This window comes from Halomonas sp. A020 (assembly GCF_027943625.1).
In the GTDB taxonomy this organism is placed as follows: domain Bacteria; phylum Pseudomonadota; class Gammaproteobacteria; order Pseudomonadales; family Halomonadaceae; genus Vreelandella; species Vreelandella piezotolerans.
This window is the reverse complement of sequence record NZ_AP022850.1, coordinates 206,799-225,422: the sequence shown is the minus strand read 5'-3', so window position 1 is coordinate 225,422 and position 18,624 is coordinate 206,799. Positions and strand designations below refer to the sequence as shown.

Sequence of the window (18,624 nt, the reverse complement as noted above, 5' to 3'; positions counted from 1 at the left end):
GAATACAATGACAAACTCCCACGCTGAGTCGTTCGACTACATCGTGGTAGGCGCAGGCACCGCAGGGTGCCTGATGGCCAACCGGCTCAGCGCCGACCCACAGAATCGGGTGCTGCTGATCGAGGCGGGCGGTCGGGATAACTACCACTGGATCCATATTCCGGTGGGCTACCTGTATTGCATCAATAACCCGCGCACCGACTGGCTGTTCCGCACCGAGCCGGACACGGGGCTAAATGGCCGCTCGCTGATCTACCCTCGAGGAAAAACCCTGGGGGGCTGCTCCAGCATCAACGGTATGATCTATATGCGTGGCCAGGCGCGGGATTACGACCACTGGGCGGAGGTCACCGGCAGTGACGAGTGGCGCTGGGAGAACTGTCTGCCGGACTTCATCAAACACGAAAACCACTACCGGCTGGATGAGGGCAGCGACGGTGACGAGACACACCGTGCGTTTCACGGCCATGGCGGTGAGTGGCGGGTCGAGAAGCAGCGCCTAAAGTGGGAAGTGCTGGACGACTTTGCCGAAGCGGCGGTTCAGGCGGGCATTCCCCGCACCGAGGACTTTAACCGGGGCAGTAACGAAGGGATCGCCTATTTCGAAGTGAACCAGCGCGATGGCTGGCGTTGGAATACCGCCAAGGCATTTTTGCGTAGCGCGCTCAAGCGGGACAATCTGACGCTTTGGCACTCTACCCAGGTGAACCGGCTCTGCTTCGATCGTTCGCAAGCGCTTCGCTGTACCGGGGTAGAGGTGGTGCGCAGCGGCAAAACCCTGCGGGTGCAGGCGCAAAAAGAAGTGGTGCTGTGCGCAGGGGCGATTGGCTCGCCCCACCTTTTACAGCTATCGGGCATTGGGCCTGCGGAGCATCTGCGCGAGCATGGTATCGAGGCCATTCACGATTTGCCGGGCGTTGGCGAAAACCTGCAAGATCACCTCCAAATACGCTCGGTGTATCGTGTCAGTAACGCCAAGACGCTCAATGCCATTGCCAGCACGCTGTGGGGCAAAGCGGGCATCGGCTGGGAATATGTGACCAAACGCACCGGGCCAATGAGCATGGCCCCCTCGCAGCTTGGCGCATTTACCCGCAGCTCCAACGATCAGCCGTACCCCAATATTCAGTATCACGTCCAACCGCTCAGCCTAGAGGCCTTTGGGCAGCCGCTGCATCCCTATCCGGCCATTACCGCGAGCGTATGCAACTTGAACCCTACCAGCCGAGGAACGGTGCGGTTGAAAAGCGCCGATCCGCGTCAGGCACCGGCGATTTCGCCGAACTATCTCAGCACGCCGGAGGATCGCAAGGTGGCGGCCGATTCGCTGCGGGTAACCCGGCATATCGCCGAACAGCCTGCCTTTGCGAAGTACTCACCTGAAGAAGTAAAGCCGGGCGTCGAGTATCAAACGGACGAGGAGTTAACGCGGCTGGCAGGGGATATCGGTACGACGATTTTTCATCCGGTGGGCACCACACGAATGGGTAAAGGTGATGACCCAATGGCGGTGGTGGACGCAACATTGCGCGTGAGAGGGGTGTCGGGGCTGCGGATTGCGGATGCGGGCGTGATGCCCACCATCACCAGTGGAAACACCAATTCGCCGACCCTCATGATCGCTGAAAAAGCCGCCGGATGGATTTTAAAAGAAAATTCATTGCATTGACTTTTTTTTCCATCATAGTGTTGACGTGCAGCGTCGTTAAGCGCATGCTGCATGCAGTTGGTTAGCAAGTCGAACGTTGTCAGCAGTATCGAAACGCTCTAGCGTTGAGTCTGGTGAAGGTTTCTTGTTCTACCCACTGCAACTCGGGTATTACCCGGCTCTACATTAAAGCTAAATCGAGGATTTCGATCATGGCAACTGGTACCGTTAAGTGGTTTAACGACACTAAAGGCTTCGGCTTCATTTCTCCGGACGACAATGGCGACGACCTGTTCGCTCACTTCTCCGAAATTCAAGCTGACGGCTTCAAAACTCTGCAAGACGGCCAGAAGGTTTCCTTCGACGTCACCCAGGGTAAAAAAGGCCTTCAGGCTTCTAACATCAAAGTTCTGGGTTAATTCCAGCTTGATGTTTGCCGCTAGCAGCGTCTGCTAGCGAGCTAGAAAAACCCCGCTCAATGCGGGGTTTTTTCGTTGGTGTATGCTTATCTGCCTCACGCCTCACGCCTCACGCCTCACGCCTCACGCCTCACGCCTCACGCCTCACGCCTCACGCCTCACGATATATTCTATTTTCTTCTTACTGTGTGTCTAAAAATAACTTTTTAGAATATCCGATAAGCGGCACAATGCCCCTCGTACTATTCGGTTATGTCAGTGAGTGGGCTTGAGAAAGGATGTGGGGTTATGTCGCTGGATGCTTGGATTGCAGTAGGGGTCGTGCTGACGATTTTTCCGCTGATGGCGCTCTCACGCCTCGGACCGGATATCATTTTAATGGGTGCGGTGGTCGTGCTGATGACGCTGGGCGTCATCGATCCTCAGCAGGCACTCGGCGGGTTTTCCAATAGCGGTCTGTTTACCGTTGCGTTCATGTATGTACTGGTGGCCAGCATACGTGAAACCGGCGGTATCGATCTGATCATTCGCTATGTGTTGGGCCGTCCCTCGAGCGAACGTGGCGCGCTGACGCGGCTGCTATTGCCGGTGGCATCGCTCAGCGGCTTTCTCAATAATACCCCGGTGGTAGCCACCTATATCCCTGCCGTTTTGAGCTGGAGCCGCCGCCTGAGACTCTCTCCCCAGCGCCTGCTCATGCCACTGAGCTTCGCGTCGATTCTGGGCGGCACGATCACGCTCTTCGGCACCAGCACTAACTTGGTCGTGCACGGGCTTTTGATCGAGCGCTATCCAGACTTATCCATGGGGTTGTTCGACCTGGCATGGGTCGGTATCCCCGTCGCCGTGGCGGGGTTGGCGTATCTAATTCTTCTCGGCCCGCGCCTTCTACCTGCCCGTGGCGGTACGGCCAAAGCCTTTGCCAACCCCCGCGAGTTCACGATCGAAATGGAAGTCGACCCGGGCGGTGTCTTGGTCGACCGCACCGTCGAGGAGGCAGGTCTGCGCCATTTGCAGGAGCTGTTTCTCGTCGAAATCGAACGCGCCGGTAACGTGGTCAGCGTCGTCGGCCCTGGCGAGCAGTTAAAAGGCGGAGACCGCCTCGTCTTCGTGGGCACCTCTGACGCCGCCGTCGAGTTACAGCAGATTCGCGGGCTGATCCCCTCACGGGATGGCGCGTCGAGTCTGGAGAAGGAGTTCAAAGAGCGCCGTTTGGTCGAGGCCGTGGTCTCCAACCAGTGTCAATTCATTGGTCAGCGGATTCGAGATGGACGATTTAGAACGCTATACGGTGCGGCCGTGCTGGCCATTTGTCGCGGCGGCGAGCGGGTGACGGGAAACCTTGGACAGGTACGCCTGCAGCCTGCCGATGTGTTGCTATTAGAGGCGCGCCCGCCGTTCATCGAGCGCCACCGACAGTCGAAAGACTTTTTGCTGATCAGTGAGCTCAATGGCTCGGCGCGGCCCATCCACGAGAAGGCTCCGCTGGCCTGGGGTATTCTGATTGGCGCGGTGCTGCTAGCAGCTCTGGGTGTGTTGAGCATGCTCAATGCCGCCATGTTGGGCGCCGCCATGGCACTGTTGACCGGCTGCTGCTCGGTGGGGGCGGCCAAGCGCGGGTTGGATACCCAGGTGCTGTTGACCATTGCGGCATCGTTTGGGGTAGGGGCGGCGCTGCACGTTTCCGGGGCGGCGGATGCCATGGCCGGTGGGGTGCTCTCTGTGGTGGCTGGCAATCCATGGCTGCTGCTGGTGGGCACTTATGCCGTCGTGGCACTGCTTACGGAATTGGTGACTAACAATGCCGCCGCCGTGATCATTTTTCCGGTGGTCATGGCGGCGGCGGAAAGCCTAGGAGTTAGCCCCATGCCCTACGTGGTCGCGGTCATGTTTGCGGCGTCGGCCAGTTTTCTTACCCCCATTGGCTACCAAACCAACCTCATGGTGTACGGGCCCGGTGGTTATCGGATCGCTGATTTTCTCCGCGTCGGTGGTGGCCTGAACGTGCTGACGGGGGGGATCGTGGTGGCGCTGATTCCATGGGTGTGGCCATTCTAAGCCGCGAATGACTCGCTCCCTGGGCTGCTTTACGCTAGGGTGGCGCTTTTAATATCAGCAAGGACATAGCCCATGACAGCCCCTGGCGAACTGATTATTGAACCGAAAAATGGTCAACCCGCCGATGCATGCGTGTTCATCATCCACGGCCTGGGTGCCGATGGGCACGATTTCGAGCCGCTAGTACCCGCCCTGGCGCTGCCGGAAAGCGCCCATGTGCGCTTCATCATGCCCCATGCGCCGCGCCTACCGGTGACCATCAACGGCGGTATGGTGATGCCTGCTTGGTACGACATCCTGGCAATGGACCTGGGACGCCGCGTCGATGAGGTGCAACTCAAGAAATCCGCCGAGCGCATCCAGGCGCTGATCCAAGAGCAGATCGACCAAGGGATCGATAGCCAGCGCATCATCGTGGCGGGCTTCTCGCAAGGCGGTGCGGTGGCGTATCAGGCCGCGCTGTCGTTTCCGCAGCCGCTAGGCGGACTGCTGGCGATGTCCACCTACTTTGCCACTGCCGACAGCATCTCGCCTGCCGAGGCGAACCGTCAGCTGCCGATCGAAGTCCATCACGGCAACTTCGACCCCATCGTGCCCGAAACGCTAGGTCGCAGCGGCGTCGATCGTTTGAAAACCATGGGCTACAGCGTCAACTATCGCCAGTACCCCATGGCACATGCACTGTGTCCGCAGCAGGTCAACGATATCGGCAAATGGCTAAGCGAGCGGCTGGGTTAAGGGGAGAGCAGTAGGCGTTCGGCGCCTTTGATAGTACGCTGCTGCTATTAATGCCGCGGCAAGGGACAGGCAGGGGCACATGATAGCGTCTATCGATACCGTTGAAAGTGGGTTAGCCGTTTGTCTACTGATGGCCGCCATTGGGTGCTTATTCGATCGCCACCTATTAAGGGCGTGTTGGCTTTTGGTGCTATTTGCGCTGTTGATGAGTGCAGCGTGGTGGTACCTGAACGCCCCGTGGTTAGCCTTGGTGGAAGTGATATTAGGGAGTGCGCTCACGGGGGGTGGCTTTATTTACGTCTTGCGCACACTGCCCAGTCAGAGGCTATCGATGCCACGTTATGATCGTACGCGCGTCGAGTGGCCACACCGTTTGACGAAGGGGCTGCTCATCATTGCCTGGAGTATCATGCTAGGCGTGGCGACTCAGTTTCTATTACCTGATATGGCGCTTTCACTGACCGCGCATCCGCTTATTTTGTGCTCTGTGGTCATTGTATCGTTGGGAATGGGGGCGTTTGCTTTACACCACCATCTGATGCGCCGCTTGATGGCCTTTAATGTGCTTGGATCGGGCGTTTTCTTGATGCTCGCAGGCATGGCGGGTACGTCACCCAGCGCCCAGGCGCTCATCACGGTGGGGTTGCTCATCGCTTGGCTGGGGTCGCTATTGGGGGTTTTACTCCTTCGCCAGCTAGTGCACCAGGAAGGTAGCGCCGCTCTCAACGATGAATACGCCCCTGTAAGGCCGCCTTCATGATCTGGCGCTTTGGTCTGTACGACAATACCTTTGATCCCTTATGGATGACGGACTGGGCACTCGCCGCTGTGCTACTGCTGCCGATGGTGTTTGGTGCGCTCGGAGCCGTGTTTCGCCCCTCTCGTTTGCTGCCGGTTGCCTTGGCCTGCTTGCCGATTTTACTGGCTGGAGGGGTCATGGTATTGGACTACCAACAGGTCGGATTGCTGCGTTGGCAGTGGGAGGTGGCGGGTATCGAGCTAACGCTGCGCTTGAGTGGCCTTAGTGCTCTAATGCTCTTGATTACCCAGTGGACGGCCGCCGCCGTTGCCGTTTATACCCCTGGCTATCTCCGCCTAACGCTCCCCAATGCCAGCGTCCGTTGGTTATGGCCATTAATGGGGTTGCTCGTTAGTGCGCTTTCACTGATTTGGCTGGCGGCGGATCTGTTGATTCTGTATGCCGCGCTGGAGGCAATGGGACTCGCGGCCGTGGGGATGTTGCTGCTGTCGGGTAAGTCTGCGGCGCTACAGGCCGGTATGCGTTACCTCCTTTTGGCTCTGGTGGGGTCGCTCGCGTTTTTACTGGGCGTTGCCCTATTAATGAGTCAATGGGGAACGTTAGATTTAATCGCACTTGAAGCACGGGTGGAGCCAGAGCCCCTTACTTGGGTTGCAGCAGCCCTTATAGGCGCGGGGCTTGCCTTAAAGGCGGCGCTATTCCCTTTGCATGGTTGGCTAACCCCCGTACACGAGAATGCTTGGACGCCGGTCAGTGCACTGCATGCAGCGCTCGTCATTAAGGCCTCGCTCTATATTTTAATGATGCTGTGGGGCATCTTGCTGCCGGAGACGCTGTTTGCTCCTCGTTTGGTGGCCTGGTTGGGCATGTTGGCGATTGTTTGGGGTGGATTGGTGGCCTGGCGAGCCGATTCACTCAAAACGCTGATTGCCTCTTCCACTGTGGGCCAGTTGGGCTATTTGATGGTGGCCTTTCCTCTGGTATTAGGTCCCAACATCGCACCGCTGCCTTTGTCGCTGGCATGGGACGGGTTTTGGTTACATTTGATGGGACATGCGCTAGCCAAAGCAGCCATGTTTATGGCGGCAGGCAATTTGATCATTGCCACGGGTGAAAGCTCACTGAAAGCGCTGGCAGGAACCAGTCGTCGGCTGCCACTTTCGCTACTTATCTTTGGCATGGCTGCCGTTACGTTAATGGGGCTACCCCCTAGCGCTGGCTTTACGGCAAAGTGGCTCTTGCTTCAATCCATGGTGCTGACTCAGCAATGGTTAGCCGTGGCGGCCCTACTGGCAGGCACGCTATTGACGGCTGCCTACGTGTTTCGCGTATTTCGCTACTCGTTTGATGAAACCGCACCGCGACACGATTATCAGCCGCTTGCGCCCGGCATGGATGCCATTGCTCTGTGTTTGGCGGTAGCAGCCTTTGCGCTTGGCTTACTCGCCCACTTTCCGCTGGGGTTGCTGCATGGAGGTGGTGCATGAACGCGGCTTGGTTACCCCTGACGACGCTGGCAACCTCCTTATTCGCGGCGGTGATTATTTTCTCGTTGCCCGAAGAGGCTCGACGTGTCCGCACGTGCATCAACTTACTGGCGGCGGTCGTTAAAATTCTCCTAGTGATAGTGATGGTCGGGCGTGTTTCAGAAGGCTATGAAGACACCTTTAGCTTTCAAATCGTGGGAGGCGTTGATTTTGTGCTGCGGGCGGATGCCCTCGGCGTTATGTTTGCGGGTCTTTCGTCACTGCTGTGGCTATGTACGACGATTTACGCGATTGGGTACTTGGAAGGGGCGGCCAATCGGAAGCGTTTCTTTGGCTTCTTCAGCCTGTGTGTCACCAGTACGCTAGGGATTGCCCTGTCGGGAAACTTGTTTACCTTCCTGATTTTCTACGAAATGCTGACGCTCTCAACTTACCCGCTCGTGGTGCACGCCGGTTCAGCAAAAGCCTTAGCGGCCGGTCGAGTGTATTTGCGTTACACCCTCACGGCGGGCGTCGTGCTGCTGCTAGGCGTTGTCTTGCTGTACAGCTTAACCAACGATCACTCTTTTGCGTCAGAGCAAGGGTTGTCCCCCTACCTGGATGATCACCGTGGTTTGCTAACCCTTATTTTTGCGCTGCTGGTCGGTGGCTTGGCGGTGAAGGCAGCCATGGTGCCGCTGCATGGCTGGCTGCCCAGGGCGATGGTGGCACCGGCGCCGGTGAGTGCATTGCTGCATGCCGTTGCTGTGGTAAAAGCCGGTGCGTTTGGCATTTTGCGTGTCATATACGACCTATACGGCATTGAACTTAGCGTGGAGTTGGGCGTCACCACCGTGCTGGCCGTCGCTGCGTCTATCACCATTATTTATGGGTCGCTGCGGGCGATTGCCCAAGAGGAGTTAAAGCCACGCTTGGCGTTTTCGACGATTAGCCAAGTTTCCTATGTGGTGTTAGGCGTTAGCTTGTTTGGCCCTTTCGGGACGATAGGCGCGCTGGCGCATTTGCTTCACCAAGGCCTGATGAAAGTGACGCTGTTCTTTTGTGCTGGCAATTATGCAGAAGAGCTGGGGATTCATCGCCTTGATGAAATGGACGGTGCAGGCAAGCGCATGCCATTGACTAGCCTAGCGTTTACGGTGGGGGCGCTAGGGATGATCGGGTTGCCACCGACCGCTGGGTTCATTACTAAATGGTACCTAGGCATGGGCGCTATCGAGGCAGATATGTACTGGGTAGTGGCCGTGCTAGTAGCAAGCAGTACGCTGAATGCGATTTATTTTCTCCCTATCGTACATCGCCTCTGGTTCCGTGAGGGTCCGGCCCATGGCAAGGGGCAATGGCCTAAAGAGCAGTCATTAGGGCGGCTGGAAACCCACGGATGGCTGTTGTGGCCAGCGGTATTGACGGCCGTCATTAGTATAGGGGCTGGTTTGTTGGCTGGGTTGCCATTTAGTCCGCTGGATTGGGCAACGCGCGTAGCCGTTGGGGAGTACCTGCCATGAGTTCACTGCTGTTGGCCGTGGCCTTACTCTGGCCGCTTATCGTGGCAGGCAGTAGCGTTTGGAGCGCTTACCGAGTCCCTGTTCAACAGCGTCATTTCATTTCGATGCTGTGGGTAAGTGCTGCCTGGCCTGCTTTACTGCTGGCGTATGCGGGTGACGTGCAGTGGACCATGGATGCTTGGATGTTAGGTGGGTATTGGGAGCTGAATGCGCTCAGCCGACCGTGGCTAGCCTTTACTGCTCTGCTTTGGAGTATGGCGGCGTTTCATGCACGAGGTTACTTCGCCGATGAACAGCGTCAGGCACAAGTAGGGAATGCGTCGGCACAACGGCGTTTACAGCGTTTAACCTTACTGTGGCCGCTAACCTTGCTGGGCAACATTCTTCTGATAGTCGCACAGGATATTGCCAGTTTTTATTTTGGCTTTGCGCTGATGACCTTCGCTGCGTATGCGCTGGTGGTGCATAACGGCACTCCGGCTGCGAAGCTGGGGGCTAAGGCCTATCTTGTGCTGGCCGTTATCGGTGAAGGTTTGATATTAGGTGGTTTTCTCTGGGCCGCAGGCACCTCGGATACGTTAACACTCAAAGGCGTGCGCGACACCCTGGCCACGGCAGACCATGGTGCGTGGATGGCGCTGTTGCTGTGGCTGGGTTTAGGCGTGAAAGCGGGGGTGATTGGGCTGCATGTTTGGTTACCATTAGCGCACCCCGTGGCTCCCGCGCCCGCCAGCGCTGTCCTCAGCGGCGCCATGATCAAGGCAGGCTTGTTGGGTTGGTTGACCGTGTTGCCGTTGGGAATGGAGTCGCTATCTCCTGCCATGATGCAGTTTGGCAATGTCGTATTGGTGGCAGGGTTTGCAGCAGCATTTGGTGCGGCCCTATACGGCATTTGGCAGTCGCATCCCAAAGCAATTTTGGCCTACTCCAGTATCAGCCAAATGGGCATGTTAACGGCGTTAGTGGGTATGGGAATCGTCGTGCCAGCGGTATGGCCGGCCTTGCTACCTGCCATCATTTTGTTTGCGGGTCACCATGCGTTAGCGAAGGGCGCTCTCTTTATGGGTACCAGTGTGAGTGAGCATATGCCCAAGTGGCCCACCTCGCTGCTGTTTCTTTTGATTGCTCTACCGGGCATTTCGCTGACAGGCGCACTCGCGGCAGGCATGTTCAGCAAGTGGGGGGTGAAGCATGCGCTCTATGAGTTCGAGCAGGAGCGCATTATCGCACTATTGACTTGGGCGGCGATGGGCACGGCCGCGCTGGTGACGGTCTGCGTGTGGCGACAATGGCAGCAGCGGCAGCGAGGAAACAGCCATTCGTTTCAGTGGGGGGCGTGGCTAGCGGCATTGATCGCTGCGCTAATGACACCGCTGTGGCTGCCGTTACCGGAGGGGAGTGTGATCGCTCCTCCCTTGAACGAGTGGTTGGGCATTATTTGGCCTTTTCCGGTAGGCGTTGTCGGCATGGCGTTAGGCTTGTTGGCGCTGCGCCGTTTTGATGTGCCAACGCCACCTGCCGGGGATTGGTGGTGGGGATACCATTCCCTTGCCACTCTAGGCTTGAGCGCCGCACGCTCACTGGCCGCGCGATGTGGAAGAGGTAAAACAACCTCCGTGGCGCTGGCGCTGAAGGGTGAGCGTTGGGTCATGAAGGGGTTGTTGCGCGGACTGTCAGTGGAGTCATGGATGCGCCAGCATGGTGGAGGCTTGATGATGGCGTTGGCCGTTCTCCTGGCACTTTTGCTCATTTGGGAGGGACAGTAGTGGGGCAACAAGCAAGAGAGCCATTGGGTGAGCGCGGCCGAAGTGCCGATGTGCCCAACGATATTCCAAAGCGTGGTTGGCAGGATATTGCATGGCGCGTCGTGCGCGCCGCGCGCCGAGACCGGGTCACCATGTTTGCCGCAGGGGTGGCGTTTTACGCGCTGCTGGCGCTGTTTCCGACCATTGCGGCGGTAGTGTCGGTATGGGGACTACTGTTCGATCCTGTCGAGGCGGGGCGGCAGCTCTATACGATCAGCCGCTTCATGCCGCCGGACGCGGCCAACTTGATCGATCAGCAGGCGCAAGACGTGGTCGAGAGCACCGAGTCGGGTAATGTCCTGACCGCGTTGGCGGGGCTGCTCATTGCCATGTTCATTGCCTCGAAAGCAGTCTCGGTGCTGGTCATTGGTCTCAACGCGGTATATGGCGAGCAAGAGCAGCGTTCACTGCTCTATCGAGGGGTGGTCCTCGTTTCGCTGACCTTTGGCTTGATTTGCATGACGCTGGTCTCCCTGGGATTCATCGCCATCGTGCCAGCGCTAGTGGACCGATTGATGATCGAGCCTCCTATGGATCGAGTGCTGCAGTGGCTGCGCTGGCCGGCGCTGCTGGTATTGATGAGCCTACTGATCGCACTGCTCTACCGCTTTGCACCTTATCGCCGCTCACCGCAGTGGCGTTGGCTGAGTTACGGCACGCTGTTTGCGACGCTTATGTGGCTGCTGGGCTCGGGAGGGTTGTCACTCTACGTGCGCTACTTTTCGACCTTTAGCGAACTGTACGGCTCGATAGGTGCCGTGGTGGCCCTGATGCTGTGGTTTTGGCTCTCGGCCTTCGTCGTGTTGTTCGGAGCGGAGCTCAACTGTGAAATGGAGCGTCAAACCTGCCACGACACCACCGTGGGCGAGGCGCGCCCGTTAGGCGAGCGCGAGGCGTTTGCTGCCGATACCATCGGCATCGAAAACCCCTGGAATAGCGACCGTGCCGCGAGACAGCGGCCGCCGTGCGATGGAGGTCAAGAGTGAACCGCCCAGTGAACTGGGCGGTGTAGACGTTCGGGGGCAAAGAGCGCTACAGCAGCTCCTCGGCGGCCAGTGCCAAGCGGGAGCGCTCGACGCTTTTTAGAGTGATATGCCCAGCGTGGGGCCAGTCTCGGAACCGTTCGACCACAGCGGCCATGCCGCAGGTGTTGGCGGTCAGGTAGGGCGTGTCGATCTGCCCGACGTTGCCCAGGCAAACGATTTTGGTGTTGCGCCCGGCGCGGGTGACCAGCGATTTCAGTTGCTTGGGTGTGAAGTTTTGCGCCTCGTCGATGATCAAAAAGGTGTCGTTCAGGGTGCGCCCGCGCATGAAGCTGGGCGAGCGGATTTGTACCCTAGAGCCGATCAGCTGTCGCGTGGCGCCGTTGTCCCAGCTCGACTCCCCCTCGTCGTTGCGCAGCAGGTTATCCATGTTGTCGTGGAAGGCGCCCATCCACGGTGACATTTTCTCCTCTTCGGTGCCCGGCAAGAAGCCAATGTCCTCGCCCATGGGAATCGGCGCGCGGGTAAAGACGATGCGCTCGAAACGTTTGGCATCCAGGGTTTGTTGAAACGCAGCCGCAAGGGTCATGAAGGTTTTACCGGTGCCTGCGTTACCGGCAATGGTGACGAGATCGATCTCGGGGTCCATCAGTAGGTTGAGGGTAAAATTTTGGCGACTGTCGTGGGCGTGCACGCCCCATACGCCCGCGTGGTGGCGATAGTTGGTGAGCAGCTGCAGCCGCGCCGAGCTGGGTGAAAGCTCGCGCACGATGGCTTCGAATTCGGCGCCGTTTTCGCTATCGGACACCAGCATACCCACGTGCCAGTCGCGGGGCATAGTGCCGCTTAATTGATAAAAGGTGTGATGATCCACGCGTTCGACCGTGACATCGACATTCAGCGCTTCCCAGAGCGATGCGCCATTCTGGCCTGCCTGGGTATACACCTGCGCGCCTTCGATCATCGCATCGCTATCGGAGAAGGCGCGGTCGTTGAGGTAATCCTCCACCGGGACTTTTAGCGCGGCGGCTTTTACCCGCAGATTGATGTCTTTCGTGATGAGAATGACCGACGCATCCGGGCGTTCGTCACGCAACCGGCAGGTTTCTGCCAGAATACGGTTGTCGGGGCTATCGTCTAACGCGTCGAAGGGCTTGAGATCGTTGTAGCACAGAAAGTGTAGGCGGCCAGACTCTCCGCTGATGCGGGGAATGGGGATACCTTGCTGAATTTCGTCGAACGTCACCTGGCTGGTGAGATCGGACAGCGTGCGGCTGATTTGCCGTGCCGTTCGGGCGATTTCGCGGATGCCATTCTTATGCTTGTCCAGCTCTTCGAGCACGGTCATGGGGATGACCACATCATGCTCATCGAAATGGTAGAGCGCGGCGGGGTCGTGGATCAGGACATTCGTGTCTAGGACATACAGCCTAGTCGCTTTCTTATCGAGTCGTACCATCGCGGAAACTACTCCTTGGTTGACGGCAACATCGACACTGGCAGATGCACTTTACGCTTAGATGACACGTGCCTGTGTCGGTTCTCTAGCGTGTCCTTTGGGCTCCTTCAATGGCTTTTTTTACAGCGTGGTGGGCAATCGCTTTTTTCGCCACTGCTAAATTTCAACGTTACTCATGCGCCGTGCTCGGCTTTCCGACTGAGAGGGGGCCTCAGCGTGTGGTACCCAAGAAACGGATGACGTTGGTCAGCAGCGCCGTGGCGACCACCCCGAGGCTCTCGCCTTCCACGTAACGGTAGTAATGGCTTTCCAGCAGCAGGTCGTGATTGAGCGCACACAGAGTGTGGCTGGCCAAAGCGTCTTTGACGAGCGGGTAAGGCAGCAAGGCCCAGCCGGTGCCATTGATCACCGCATCACGAATCACCTCGAACATGGTCAGGCCCAGATAGTTGGTGGAGAACAGCGCCTCGCTCACCAATTTGTCGCCTTGGTCGAAGGTCAGGCATACCTGGGTGTACTGTGCCAAATCATCTTTGGTGACGTTGGGCAGGCGACTGAGTGGATGCCCAGGTGCCGCCACGAGACTCATGCTCACTGGGGCAAGGTTGCTGGCATTCACCGCGGCTCCTTCGGCGGTATACAGCCCAAAGGCAATATCCACCGTTTGGCGCAGCACGAACTGGGCATGCTCCTGAGGTGGGAGCAGGTATACCGAAATGGCCGTGAGCGGGTAGCGCTGCTTCAGGTCGTGCATGACCTGTCGCCAAAACGCTTCGGGCAGCGCGTCGTCCCGCGCGATGCAGAGCTGACTCTCTACGCCTTGTAAGTGTTGCTGGCAGTGCTTGTTGATGCGGTTGGCACTGGTCAGCAGGCGGTAGCAGTCGGGTAGCACGCTTTCCCCCACGGCCGTGAGCTGAAGGCTGTTCCCCGACCGCTCGAAGAGTGCCACGCCCAGGCTATCTTCCAGCGCATTGACGGCGGCGCTCAGGGTGCTGCGCTTCATGCCGGTGTGCCGTGCAGCGGCGGCAAACGAGCCGTGCTCCGTGACATCGATGAACGCTTGGACCTGTTCCGCGCGCATGCAAACCACCTCATAAAGTAATAGCTTTCGAGCGCCAATATAGTTGGCGCTGAGCGACTAGTGTAGCGTTGTTTTACTCACTATGATGGCTTGCTCTTATCTCCCCTTCTACTGGAGCAACCCGCGTGACCCCCTTTGTCGCCGAGCGCCGTGCGCTCAGATTTTCCGCCATCTCCGCTAGTCTGTTTGCCTTTACCGGACTTGCCTTGGGCCTTGCGAGTGGCTCGATAACGATCCTCTTCGATAGCGGCTATTCGCTATTAAGTTTAGTGCTGGCATCGCTCTCTCTGTTTGCGCTTCAGCAGGCCCGCAAACCGGCGGATGATCACTACCCCTTTGGGCGGCTGACGGTCGAGCCGCTGGCCGTGCTGCTCAAAGGCGTGGTGATTGCGCTGGTGTGCCTGTTCTCCCTGGTCTCTGCTCTGTGGAGCTTGGCGCAGGGAGGACGTTTGGTCACGCTGGACTTGGCGCTGATGTTTGGCGTGGTCAACGTGAGCGGCTGTTTGCTCACCTGGGGATGGTTGAACCGCTACGCCAAGGTCGCGCAGTCCTCGCTACTGGCTGCAGAGCTTCGCCAGTGGCAAATGGATACTTGGCTGAGTGCCGCCGTCATGCTGGGCTTTGCCCTTACCTGGGGGTTAACCCTCTCGCCTTGGGAACACTTGGCGCGTTTTGCGGACCCGGTGATGGTTCTTATCATTGCCGGTTACTTCCTGCCCATGCCCATTCGTATGGTCAAAGGCGCGCTGCGCGAGTTGATGTTCGGCGAACCGGTCGGCAGCGTGCGCCAGGAAGTGGTACAAGAAGTGGCGGAGTTCGATATCGCCGACGACGATGTACGCCTTGCGCAGGTAGGCAGCTTCCTGATGGTCGACATTCAGCTCGATAAGCAGCAAATCGATGACGCGGAAGAGATCGTCGAGAGCGTCGAGCAGCACTGTAAGCTGCGTAATTTACGACCGGTGACGAGCATTACGCTGGTCACGTAATGCGTGCATTGAAAAAGTGTTGACGCTATCGAAGGTGTGGTGATATCAAGCGCTACCGACAACGGGTGTCGGCCTAACACTGCACTTTTGAGGGTTGCAAAAACATGCCACTGCGCCGCTGTTTGCCCGTGCTGCTGGTCACCGCTTTGGTGGCTGGCTGCGCAAGTTCTACCATTGCCCCACGTTACACCACTGAAAATCCGGACGTCATGCGGATCGGCGGAGATCGCCCCGTCAGTGCGGAACCGCGTACCGAAAACGCCGGTTCGTTCTGCCTGGAAACCACCGAGCGCTGGAACGAACATGGCCGCACGCCCGATGGCCAAACGCTGTGGGCGAAAGATACGCTGCGCCGCGTGGTGCCTTGCCAATAATTGGCTGACATAGGCTCACGCAAGCTGCGCCAGCGCAAGCCGCTGGCGCAGCCTCGCTCAATCGTCCTCTTTCTTTTGCGGTTTGCCTTTACGTTGGGTACCCGCCATCTCTTCCAATTCCTCTTCGCTCATCGAGTCGTACATCTCTTTCGAGGCGTCATACAGCTCGCTGGGCTTGGTCTCGCCGCGTTTGGCGGAAAGGGCGGCGCCAGCGGCTTTTTGCTGGGCTTTCGACGTGGCTTTCATTTAACGACTCCTGTCAGTTGACTTCCATGAGGTGGTCACGCTATTAAGCCTAGCAGTGGGAAGTGATGTTTTCAGATAGGCTGGCGCGTTTAACTTAAGAGACCTCCATGACACCGGCAATCAACAGCGCAAGGCACGCAGGTATTGCGTTTCAGCTCCATGAATATCAGCACGATGCCACCGCCCCGTCCTACGGGTTAGAAGCGGCCGACAAACTTGGCGTTACCGCCGAACAGGTCTTCAAAACCCTCGTCGTTAGCTTGGATGGCAAGCAGTTGGCCGTGGGTATCGTCCCCGTGAATAGCCAGTTGGGGCTGAAGCAGATCGCCAAAGCGGCCGGCGCTAAAAAGGCCGCGATGGCCGCGCCGGATATCGTCGAACGTATCACCGGCTACGTGCTAGGAGGAGTGAGCCCGCTAGGCCAGAAAAAGCGCCTGCCGACGTTCATTGATGCCTCGGCACAAGCGTGGTCGACGCTTTACGTGAGTGCTGGTCGGCGAGGGTTAGAAATCGAACTCTCGCCGGAGGACCTCGCTGCACTCAGCCAGGGCCGTTTCGCAGCGCTCTCTGCATAGAACGATACGCATCGGGTTAAGTGCCTGGCAAAGCAGGAGAGGGCGCTTTCTGGTATGGTGCTTCCATCAATCGGATCGCTGGGCACCGCCGCCCCTTCAGGAATTTTTTGTGTCAGAGACCTCTTTTGCCTCCCTTGCCCTCTCGCCCGCGCTGCTGAGCACGCTCGACTCTCTGGGCTATCACGACATGACGCCCGTTCAGGCGCAGAGCCTGCCGCCCATGCTGGTGGGGCGCGATGTGATGGCGCAGGCCAAAACGGGCTCGGGTAAAACCGCCGCGTTTGGTTTGGCGCTGTTGTCACAGCTGCGTGTAGAAGCCTTCAGCGTACAGGGCTTGGTGCTGTGCCCCACCCGCGAACTGGCGGATCAGGTCGCCGAGGAGCTGCGACGCCTGGCGCGGGGCATGCCCAACGTCAAAGTACTCACACTGTGTGGCGGCGCGCCCTTTGGGCCGCAGCTCGCCTCGCTGGAGCACGGTGCGCATATCGTGGTGGGCACGCCGGGGCGGGTGGACGAGCACTTGCGCAAAGGCTCGCTCACGCTTGGGTCGCTGGCCGTGCTGGTGCTGGACGAAGCCGACCGTATGCTGGACATGGGCTTTCAGGTCACCATCGACGACATCATCGCCGATACCCCCACTGACCGACAAACGCTGCTGTTCAGCGCGACGTTTCCCGATGAGCGGGAGGGGCTGGCAGCCATGACCCGCGGCGTGCTGCGCGACCCGGTCAGTGTCAAGGTGGCAGAGACCCACGATGCCACGACCATCGAGCAGCACTTTTACCGGGTGTCCTATGAGGACGACCGTTTTGCTGCGTTGATCGAGCTGCTGCTTGCCACGCGACCTACCACTAGCGTGGTGTTCTGTAATACCAAGCGGGAAACCCAGGCCGTGGCCGATGGCTTGGTCGATGCGGGCTTTAGCGCCGTCGCGCTGCACGGCGATCTCGAGCAGAAAGACCGCGACCGGCTGCTGGTGCTGTTTGCCAATCAGAGCGCATCGATCTTGGTCGCCACCGATGTGGCCGCCCGCGGGCTCGACATTGCTCAACTAGACGCCGTCTTCAATTACCAAATCGCCCGTGAGCTGGACGTCCACGTTCATCGCGTCGGCCGCACGGGGCGCGCAGGAGCCAGCGGTATCGCCTGTACCCTGGTCACACCGCAAGAAGATTATCGACTCGAACGCCTCGCTGAGCTGTTGGGCGAGCCGCTCGCGACCGAGCCGCTGCCGAAAGCCACCAACGGTTCGCCGTTCGAGCCCCCCATGGCCACGCTACAGTTGGCGGGTGGCAAGAAAGATAAGCTGCGCCCTGGCGACATTCTGGGCGCATTGACCAGCGAAGGCGGTCTGCGCGGTGATCAGGTGGGTAAGATCAAGGTGTTGGCTCGAAGCGCTTACGTCGCGGTGGCGCGCAGCGCTGTCCAGAAAGCTCAGGCCAAGCTGGAGCGGGATAAACTCAAAGGGCGCGCTTTCCGCGTGCGACGCATTCGCCATTAACGATCCCAATGACGTGGTCGCTATCATAAGGAGCCTTCGCAGCAAGTTATGAAAACACCCAAACGATTACAGCCCCTGGTCGACGATGGCCTGATCGATGAGGTGCTGATGCAGTTGATGAGCGGTAAGGAAGCGCAGGTGTACATAGTGCGCTGTGGCGACGACACGCGCTGTGCCAAAGTCTTCAAAGAGGCCAAACAGCGTAGCTTCAAGCAGGCGGTGCAGTACCAGGAAGGGCGTAAAGAGCGCAACAGCCGCCGCGCCCGCGCCATGGCCAAGAAGACCCGCTACGGCCAGAAAGAGCAGGAGCAGGCGTGGCTGACCGCCGAGGTGGATGCGTTGTACCGCTTGGCCGCGGCCGAGGTGCGTGTGCCCAAGCCCTATGGTTTCGTGGATGGCGTACTGCTCATGGAGATGATCACCGATGCAGAGGGGGATGTGGCACCGCGCTTGGACGAGGTCACCCTGACCGAAGAGCAGGCGCTGCGCTATCACGCCAAAGTGATCCAAGACGTGGTGCGAATGCTCTGTGCAGGCTTGATCCACGGTGATTTATCGGAATTCAACGTGCTCGTCGACGCCGATGGCCCGGTCATCATCGATTTACCTCAGGCGGTGGATGCGGCGGGCAATAACAGCGCTGCTGCCATGCTGGAGCGCGATGTGAACAACATGCGTGCCTATTTTGGCCGTTTTGCGCCCGAGCTGCTCGCTACCCATTACGGTAAAGAGATGTGGGCGCTGTATGAAGCGGGGAAGCTGCATCCCGATAGCCAGCTGACCGGCCACTTCGATTTCGATGACCACATTGCCAATGTGGACGAGCTGATGGAAGTGATCGACGACGCCAAAGAGGAGGAGGCCGAGCGCCAAGCGCGCCTGCGCGATGACGACGACGAGGATTGACCCCAATAGTGATAAACTGAGGCAACGATTAGCAGAGTAAGTAGTTGAACGAGACGACTCTGCCATACCGCATCGCCTGAGAGATCATGGGAG

Annotated in this window: 17 protein-coding genes; 14 read left to right on the top strand and 3 right to left on the bottom strand. The window is 58.5% G+C overall.

Annotation, left to right across the window (positions count from 1 at the left end; translation table 11 throughout):
- Positions 1–7: 7 nt before the first annotated feature.
- The 9 genes from FRH_RS01070 (at position 8) to FRH_RS01030 (ending at position 11,403) form a co-directional block, all read left to right on the top strand.
- Positions 8–1,669 carry a GMC family oxidoreductase N-terminal domain-containing protein gene (locus FRH_RS01070; RefSeq protein WP_281997579.1) on the top strand — a complete coding sequence of 554 codons (1,662 nt, stop codon included), beginning with the start codon at positions 8–10 and terminating at the stop codon, positions 1,667–1,669.
- A gap of 191 nt (positions 1,670–1,860) precedes the next feature.
- Positions 1,861–2,067, top strand: coding sequence for a cold-shock protein (locus FRH_RS01065; protein WP_054641278.1), 207 nt, complete (start codon positions 1,861–1,863; stop codon positions 2,065–2,067).
- Positions 2,068–2,355: 288 nt separating this feature from the next.
- Entirely contained in the window at positions 2,356–4,125 is a 1,770-nt protein-coding gene (locus tag FRH_RS01060) for an SLC13 family permease (RefSeq protein ID WP_281997578.1), read from the top strand.
- Positions 4,126–4,197: 72 nt separating this feature from the next.
- On the top strand, positions 4,198–4,863 hold the full coding sequence (locus tag FRH_RS01055; RefSeq protein ID WP_219861463.1) for an alpha/beta fold hydrolase: 666 nt from the start codon (positions 4,198–4,200) through the stop codon (positions 4,861–4,863).
- Between the two features lie 79 nt (positions 4,864–4,942).
- Positions 4,943–5,623: a DUF4040 domain-containing protein gene (locus tag FRH_RS01050; RefSeq protein ID WP_281997577.1), complete on the top strand. Its 681-nt coding sequence runs from the start codon at positions 4,943–4,945 to the stop codon at positions 5,621–5,623.
- Positions 5,620–7,110, top strand: coding sequence for a proton-conducting transporter membrane subunit (locus tag FRH_RS01045; protein WP_281997576.1), 1,491 nt, complete (start codon positions 5,620–5,622; stop codon positions 7,108–7,110). The genes FRH_RS01050 and FRH_RS01045 overlap by 4 nt, the downstream gene beginning before the upstream one ends.
- A complete protein-coding gene (locus tag FRH_RS01040; protein WP_219861459.1) occupies positions 7,107–8,612 on the top strand; it encodes a proton-conducting transporter membrane subunit in 1,506 nt (501 codons plus the stop codon). The genes FRH_RS01045 and FRH_RS01040 overlap by 4 nt, the downstream gene beginning before the upstream one ends.
- On the top strand, positions 8,609–10,378 hold the full coding sequence (locus FRH_RS01035; RefSeq protein ID WP_219861456.1) for a complex I subunit 5 family protein: 1,770 nt from the start codon (positions 8,609–8,611) through the stop codon (positions 10,376–10,378). The genes FRH_RS01040 and FRH_RS01035 overlap by 4 nt, the downstream gene beginning before the upstream one ends.
- Entirely contained in the window at positions 10,378–11,403 is a 1,026-nt protein-coding gene (locus tag FRH_RS01030; RefSeq protein ID WP_231125560.1) for a YihY/virulence factor BrkB family protein, read from the top strand. The genes FRH_RS01035 and FRH_RS01030 overlap by 1 nt, the downstream gene beginning before the upstream one ends.
- A 46-nt stretch (positions 11,404–11,449) precedes the next feature.
- Here the strand turns inward: FRH_RS01030 and FRH_RS01025 are convergent, their stop codons facing one another.
- Positions 11,450–12,859, bottom strand: a complete 1,410-nt coding sequence (locus tag FRH_RS01025; RefSeq protein ID WP_139526593.1) for a PhoH family protein — start codon at positions 12,857–12,859, stop codon at positions 11,450–11,452.
- Positions 12,860–13,070: 211 nt separating this feature from the next.
- A complete protein-coding gene (locus FRH_RS01020; RefSeq protein ID WP_139526594.1) occupies positions 13,071–13,940 on the bottom strand; it encodes a LysR family transcriptional regulator in 870 nt (289 codons plus the stop codon).
- A gap of 125 nt (positions 13,941–14,065) precedes the next feature.
- On the opposite strand from FRH_RS01020, the gene FRH_RS01015 reads away from it, so the two are divergent.
- Complete coding sequence (locus tag FRH_RS01015; RefSeq protein ID WP_089675650.1) at positions 14,066–14,929, top strand: cation diffusion facilitator family transporter; 864 nt, start codon at positions 14,066–14,068, stop codon at positions 14,927–14,929.
- A gap of 104 nt (positions 14,930–15,033) precedes the next feature.
- Entirely contained in the window at positions 15,034–15,303 is a 270-nt protein-coding gene (locus tag FRH_RS01010; RefSeq protein WP_153842651.1) for a hypothetical protein, read from the top strand.
- 57 nt (positions 15,304–15,360) lie between these two features.
- Here FRH_RS01010 and FRH_RS01005 read toward each other — a convergent pair whose 3' ends face one another.
- Positions 15,361–15,549, bottom strand: a complete 189-nt coding sequence (locus tag FRH_RS01005; RefSeq protein WP_139526597.1) for a DUF3008 family protein — start codon at positions 15,547–15,549, stop codon at positions 15,361–15,363.
- Between the two features lie 107 nt (positions 15,550–15,656).
- Here FRH_RS01005 and ybaK point away from each other — a divergent pair, with 107 nt between their 5' ends.
- From ybaK to FRH_RS00990, 3 genes are all read left to right on the top strand, one after another.
- A complete protein-coding gene (ybaK, locus tag FRH_RS01000) occupies positions 15,657–16,124 on the top strand; it encodes a Cys-tRNA(Pro) deacylase (protein ID WP_139526598.1) in 468 nt (155 codons plus the stop codon).
- 109 nt (positions 16,125–16,233) lie between these two features.
- On the top strand, positions 16,234–17,625 hold the full coding sequence (gene dbpA, locus FRH_RS00995; RefSeq protein ID WP_281997574.1) for an ATP-dependent RNA helicase DbpA: 1,392 nt from the start codon (positions 16,234–16,236) through the stop codon (positions 17,623–17,625).
- A 48-nt stretch (positions 17,626–17,673) separates the two neighbouring features.
- Positions 17,674–18,531: a PA4780 family RIO1-like protein kinase gene (locus FRH_RS00990; protein ID WP_281997573.1), complete on the top strand. Its 858-nt coding sequence runs from the start codon at positions 17,674–17,676 to the stop codon at positions 18,529–18,531.
- Positions 18,532–18,624: the final 93 nt, after the last annotated feature.

Coding starts and splice junctions, on each gene's coding strand:
- FRH_RS01055 (WP_219861463.1), top strand. CDS start 4,198: ATGACAGCCCCTGGCGAACTGATTATTGAACCGAAAAATGGTCAACCC.
- FRH_RS01005 (WP_139526597.1), bottom strand. CDS start 15,549: ATGAAAGCCACGTCGAAAGCCCAGCAAAAAGCCGCTGGCGCCGCCCTT.
- FRH_RS01025 (WP_139526593.1), bottom strand. CDS start 12,859: ATGGTACGACTCGATAAGAAAGCGACTAGGCTGTATGTCCTAGACACG.
- FRH_RS01070 (WP_281997579.1), top strand. CDS start 8: ATGACAAACTCCCACGCTGAGTCGTTCGACTACATCGTGGTAGGCGCA.
- FRH_RS01040 (WP_219861459.1), top strand. CDS start 7,107: ATGAACGCGGCTTGGTTACCCCTGACGACGCTGGCAACCTCCTTATTC.
- FRH_RS01045 (WP_281997576.1), top strand. CDS start 5,620: ATGATCTGGCGCTTTGGTCTGTACGACAATACCTTTGATCCCTTATGG.
- FRH_RS01020 (WP_139526594.1), bottom strand. CDS start 13,940: ATGCGCGCGGAACAGGTCCAAGCGTTCATCGATGTCACGGAGCACGGC.
- FRH_RS01060 (WP_281997578.1), top strand. CDS start 2,356: ATGTCGCTGGATGCTTGGATTGCAGTAGGGGTCGTGCTGACGATTTTT.
- ybaK (WP_139526598.1), top strand. CDS start 15,657: ATGACACCGGCAATCAACAGCGCAAGGCACGCAGGTATTGCGTTTCAG.
- FRH_RS01065 (WP_054641278.1), top strand. CDS start 1,861: ATGGCAACTGGTACCGTTAAGTGGTTTAACGACACTAAAGGCTTCGGC.
- FRH_RS01035 (WP_219861456.1), top strand. CDS start 8,609: ATGAGTTCACTGCTGTTGGCCGTGGCCTTACTCTGGCCGCTTATCGTG.
- FRH_RS01010 (WP_153842651.1), top strand. CDS start 15,034: ATGCCACTGCGCCGCTGTTTGCCCGTGCTGCTGGTCACCGCTTTGGTG.
- FRH_RS01050 (WP_281997577.1), top strand. CDS start 4,943: ATGATAGCGTCTATCGATACCGTTGAAAGTGGGTTAGCCGTTTGTCTA.
- FRH_RS00990 (WP_281997573.1), top strand. CDS start 17,674: ATGAAAACACCCAAACGATTACAGCCCCTGGTCGACGATGGCCTGATC.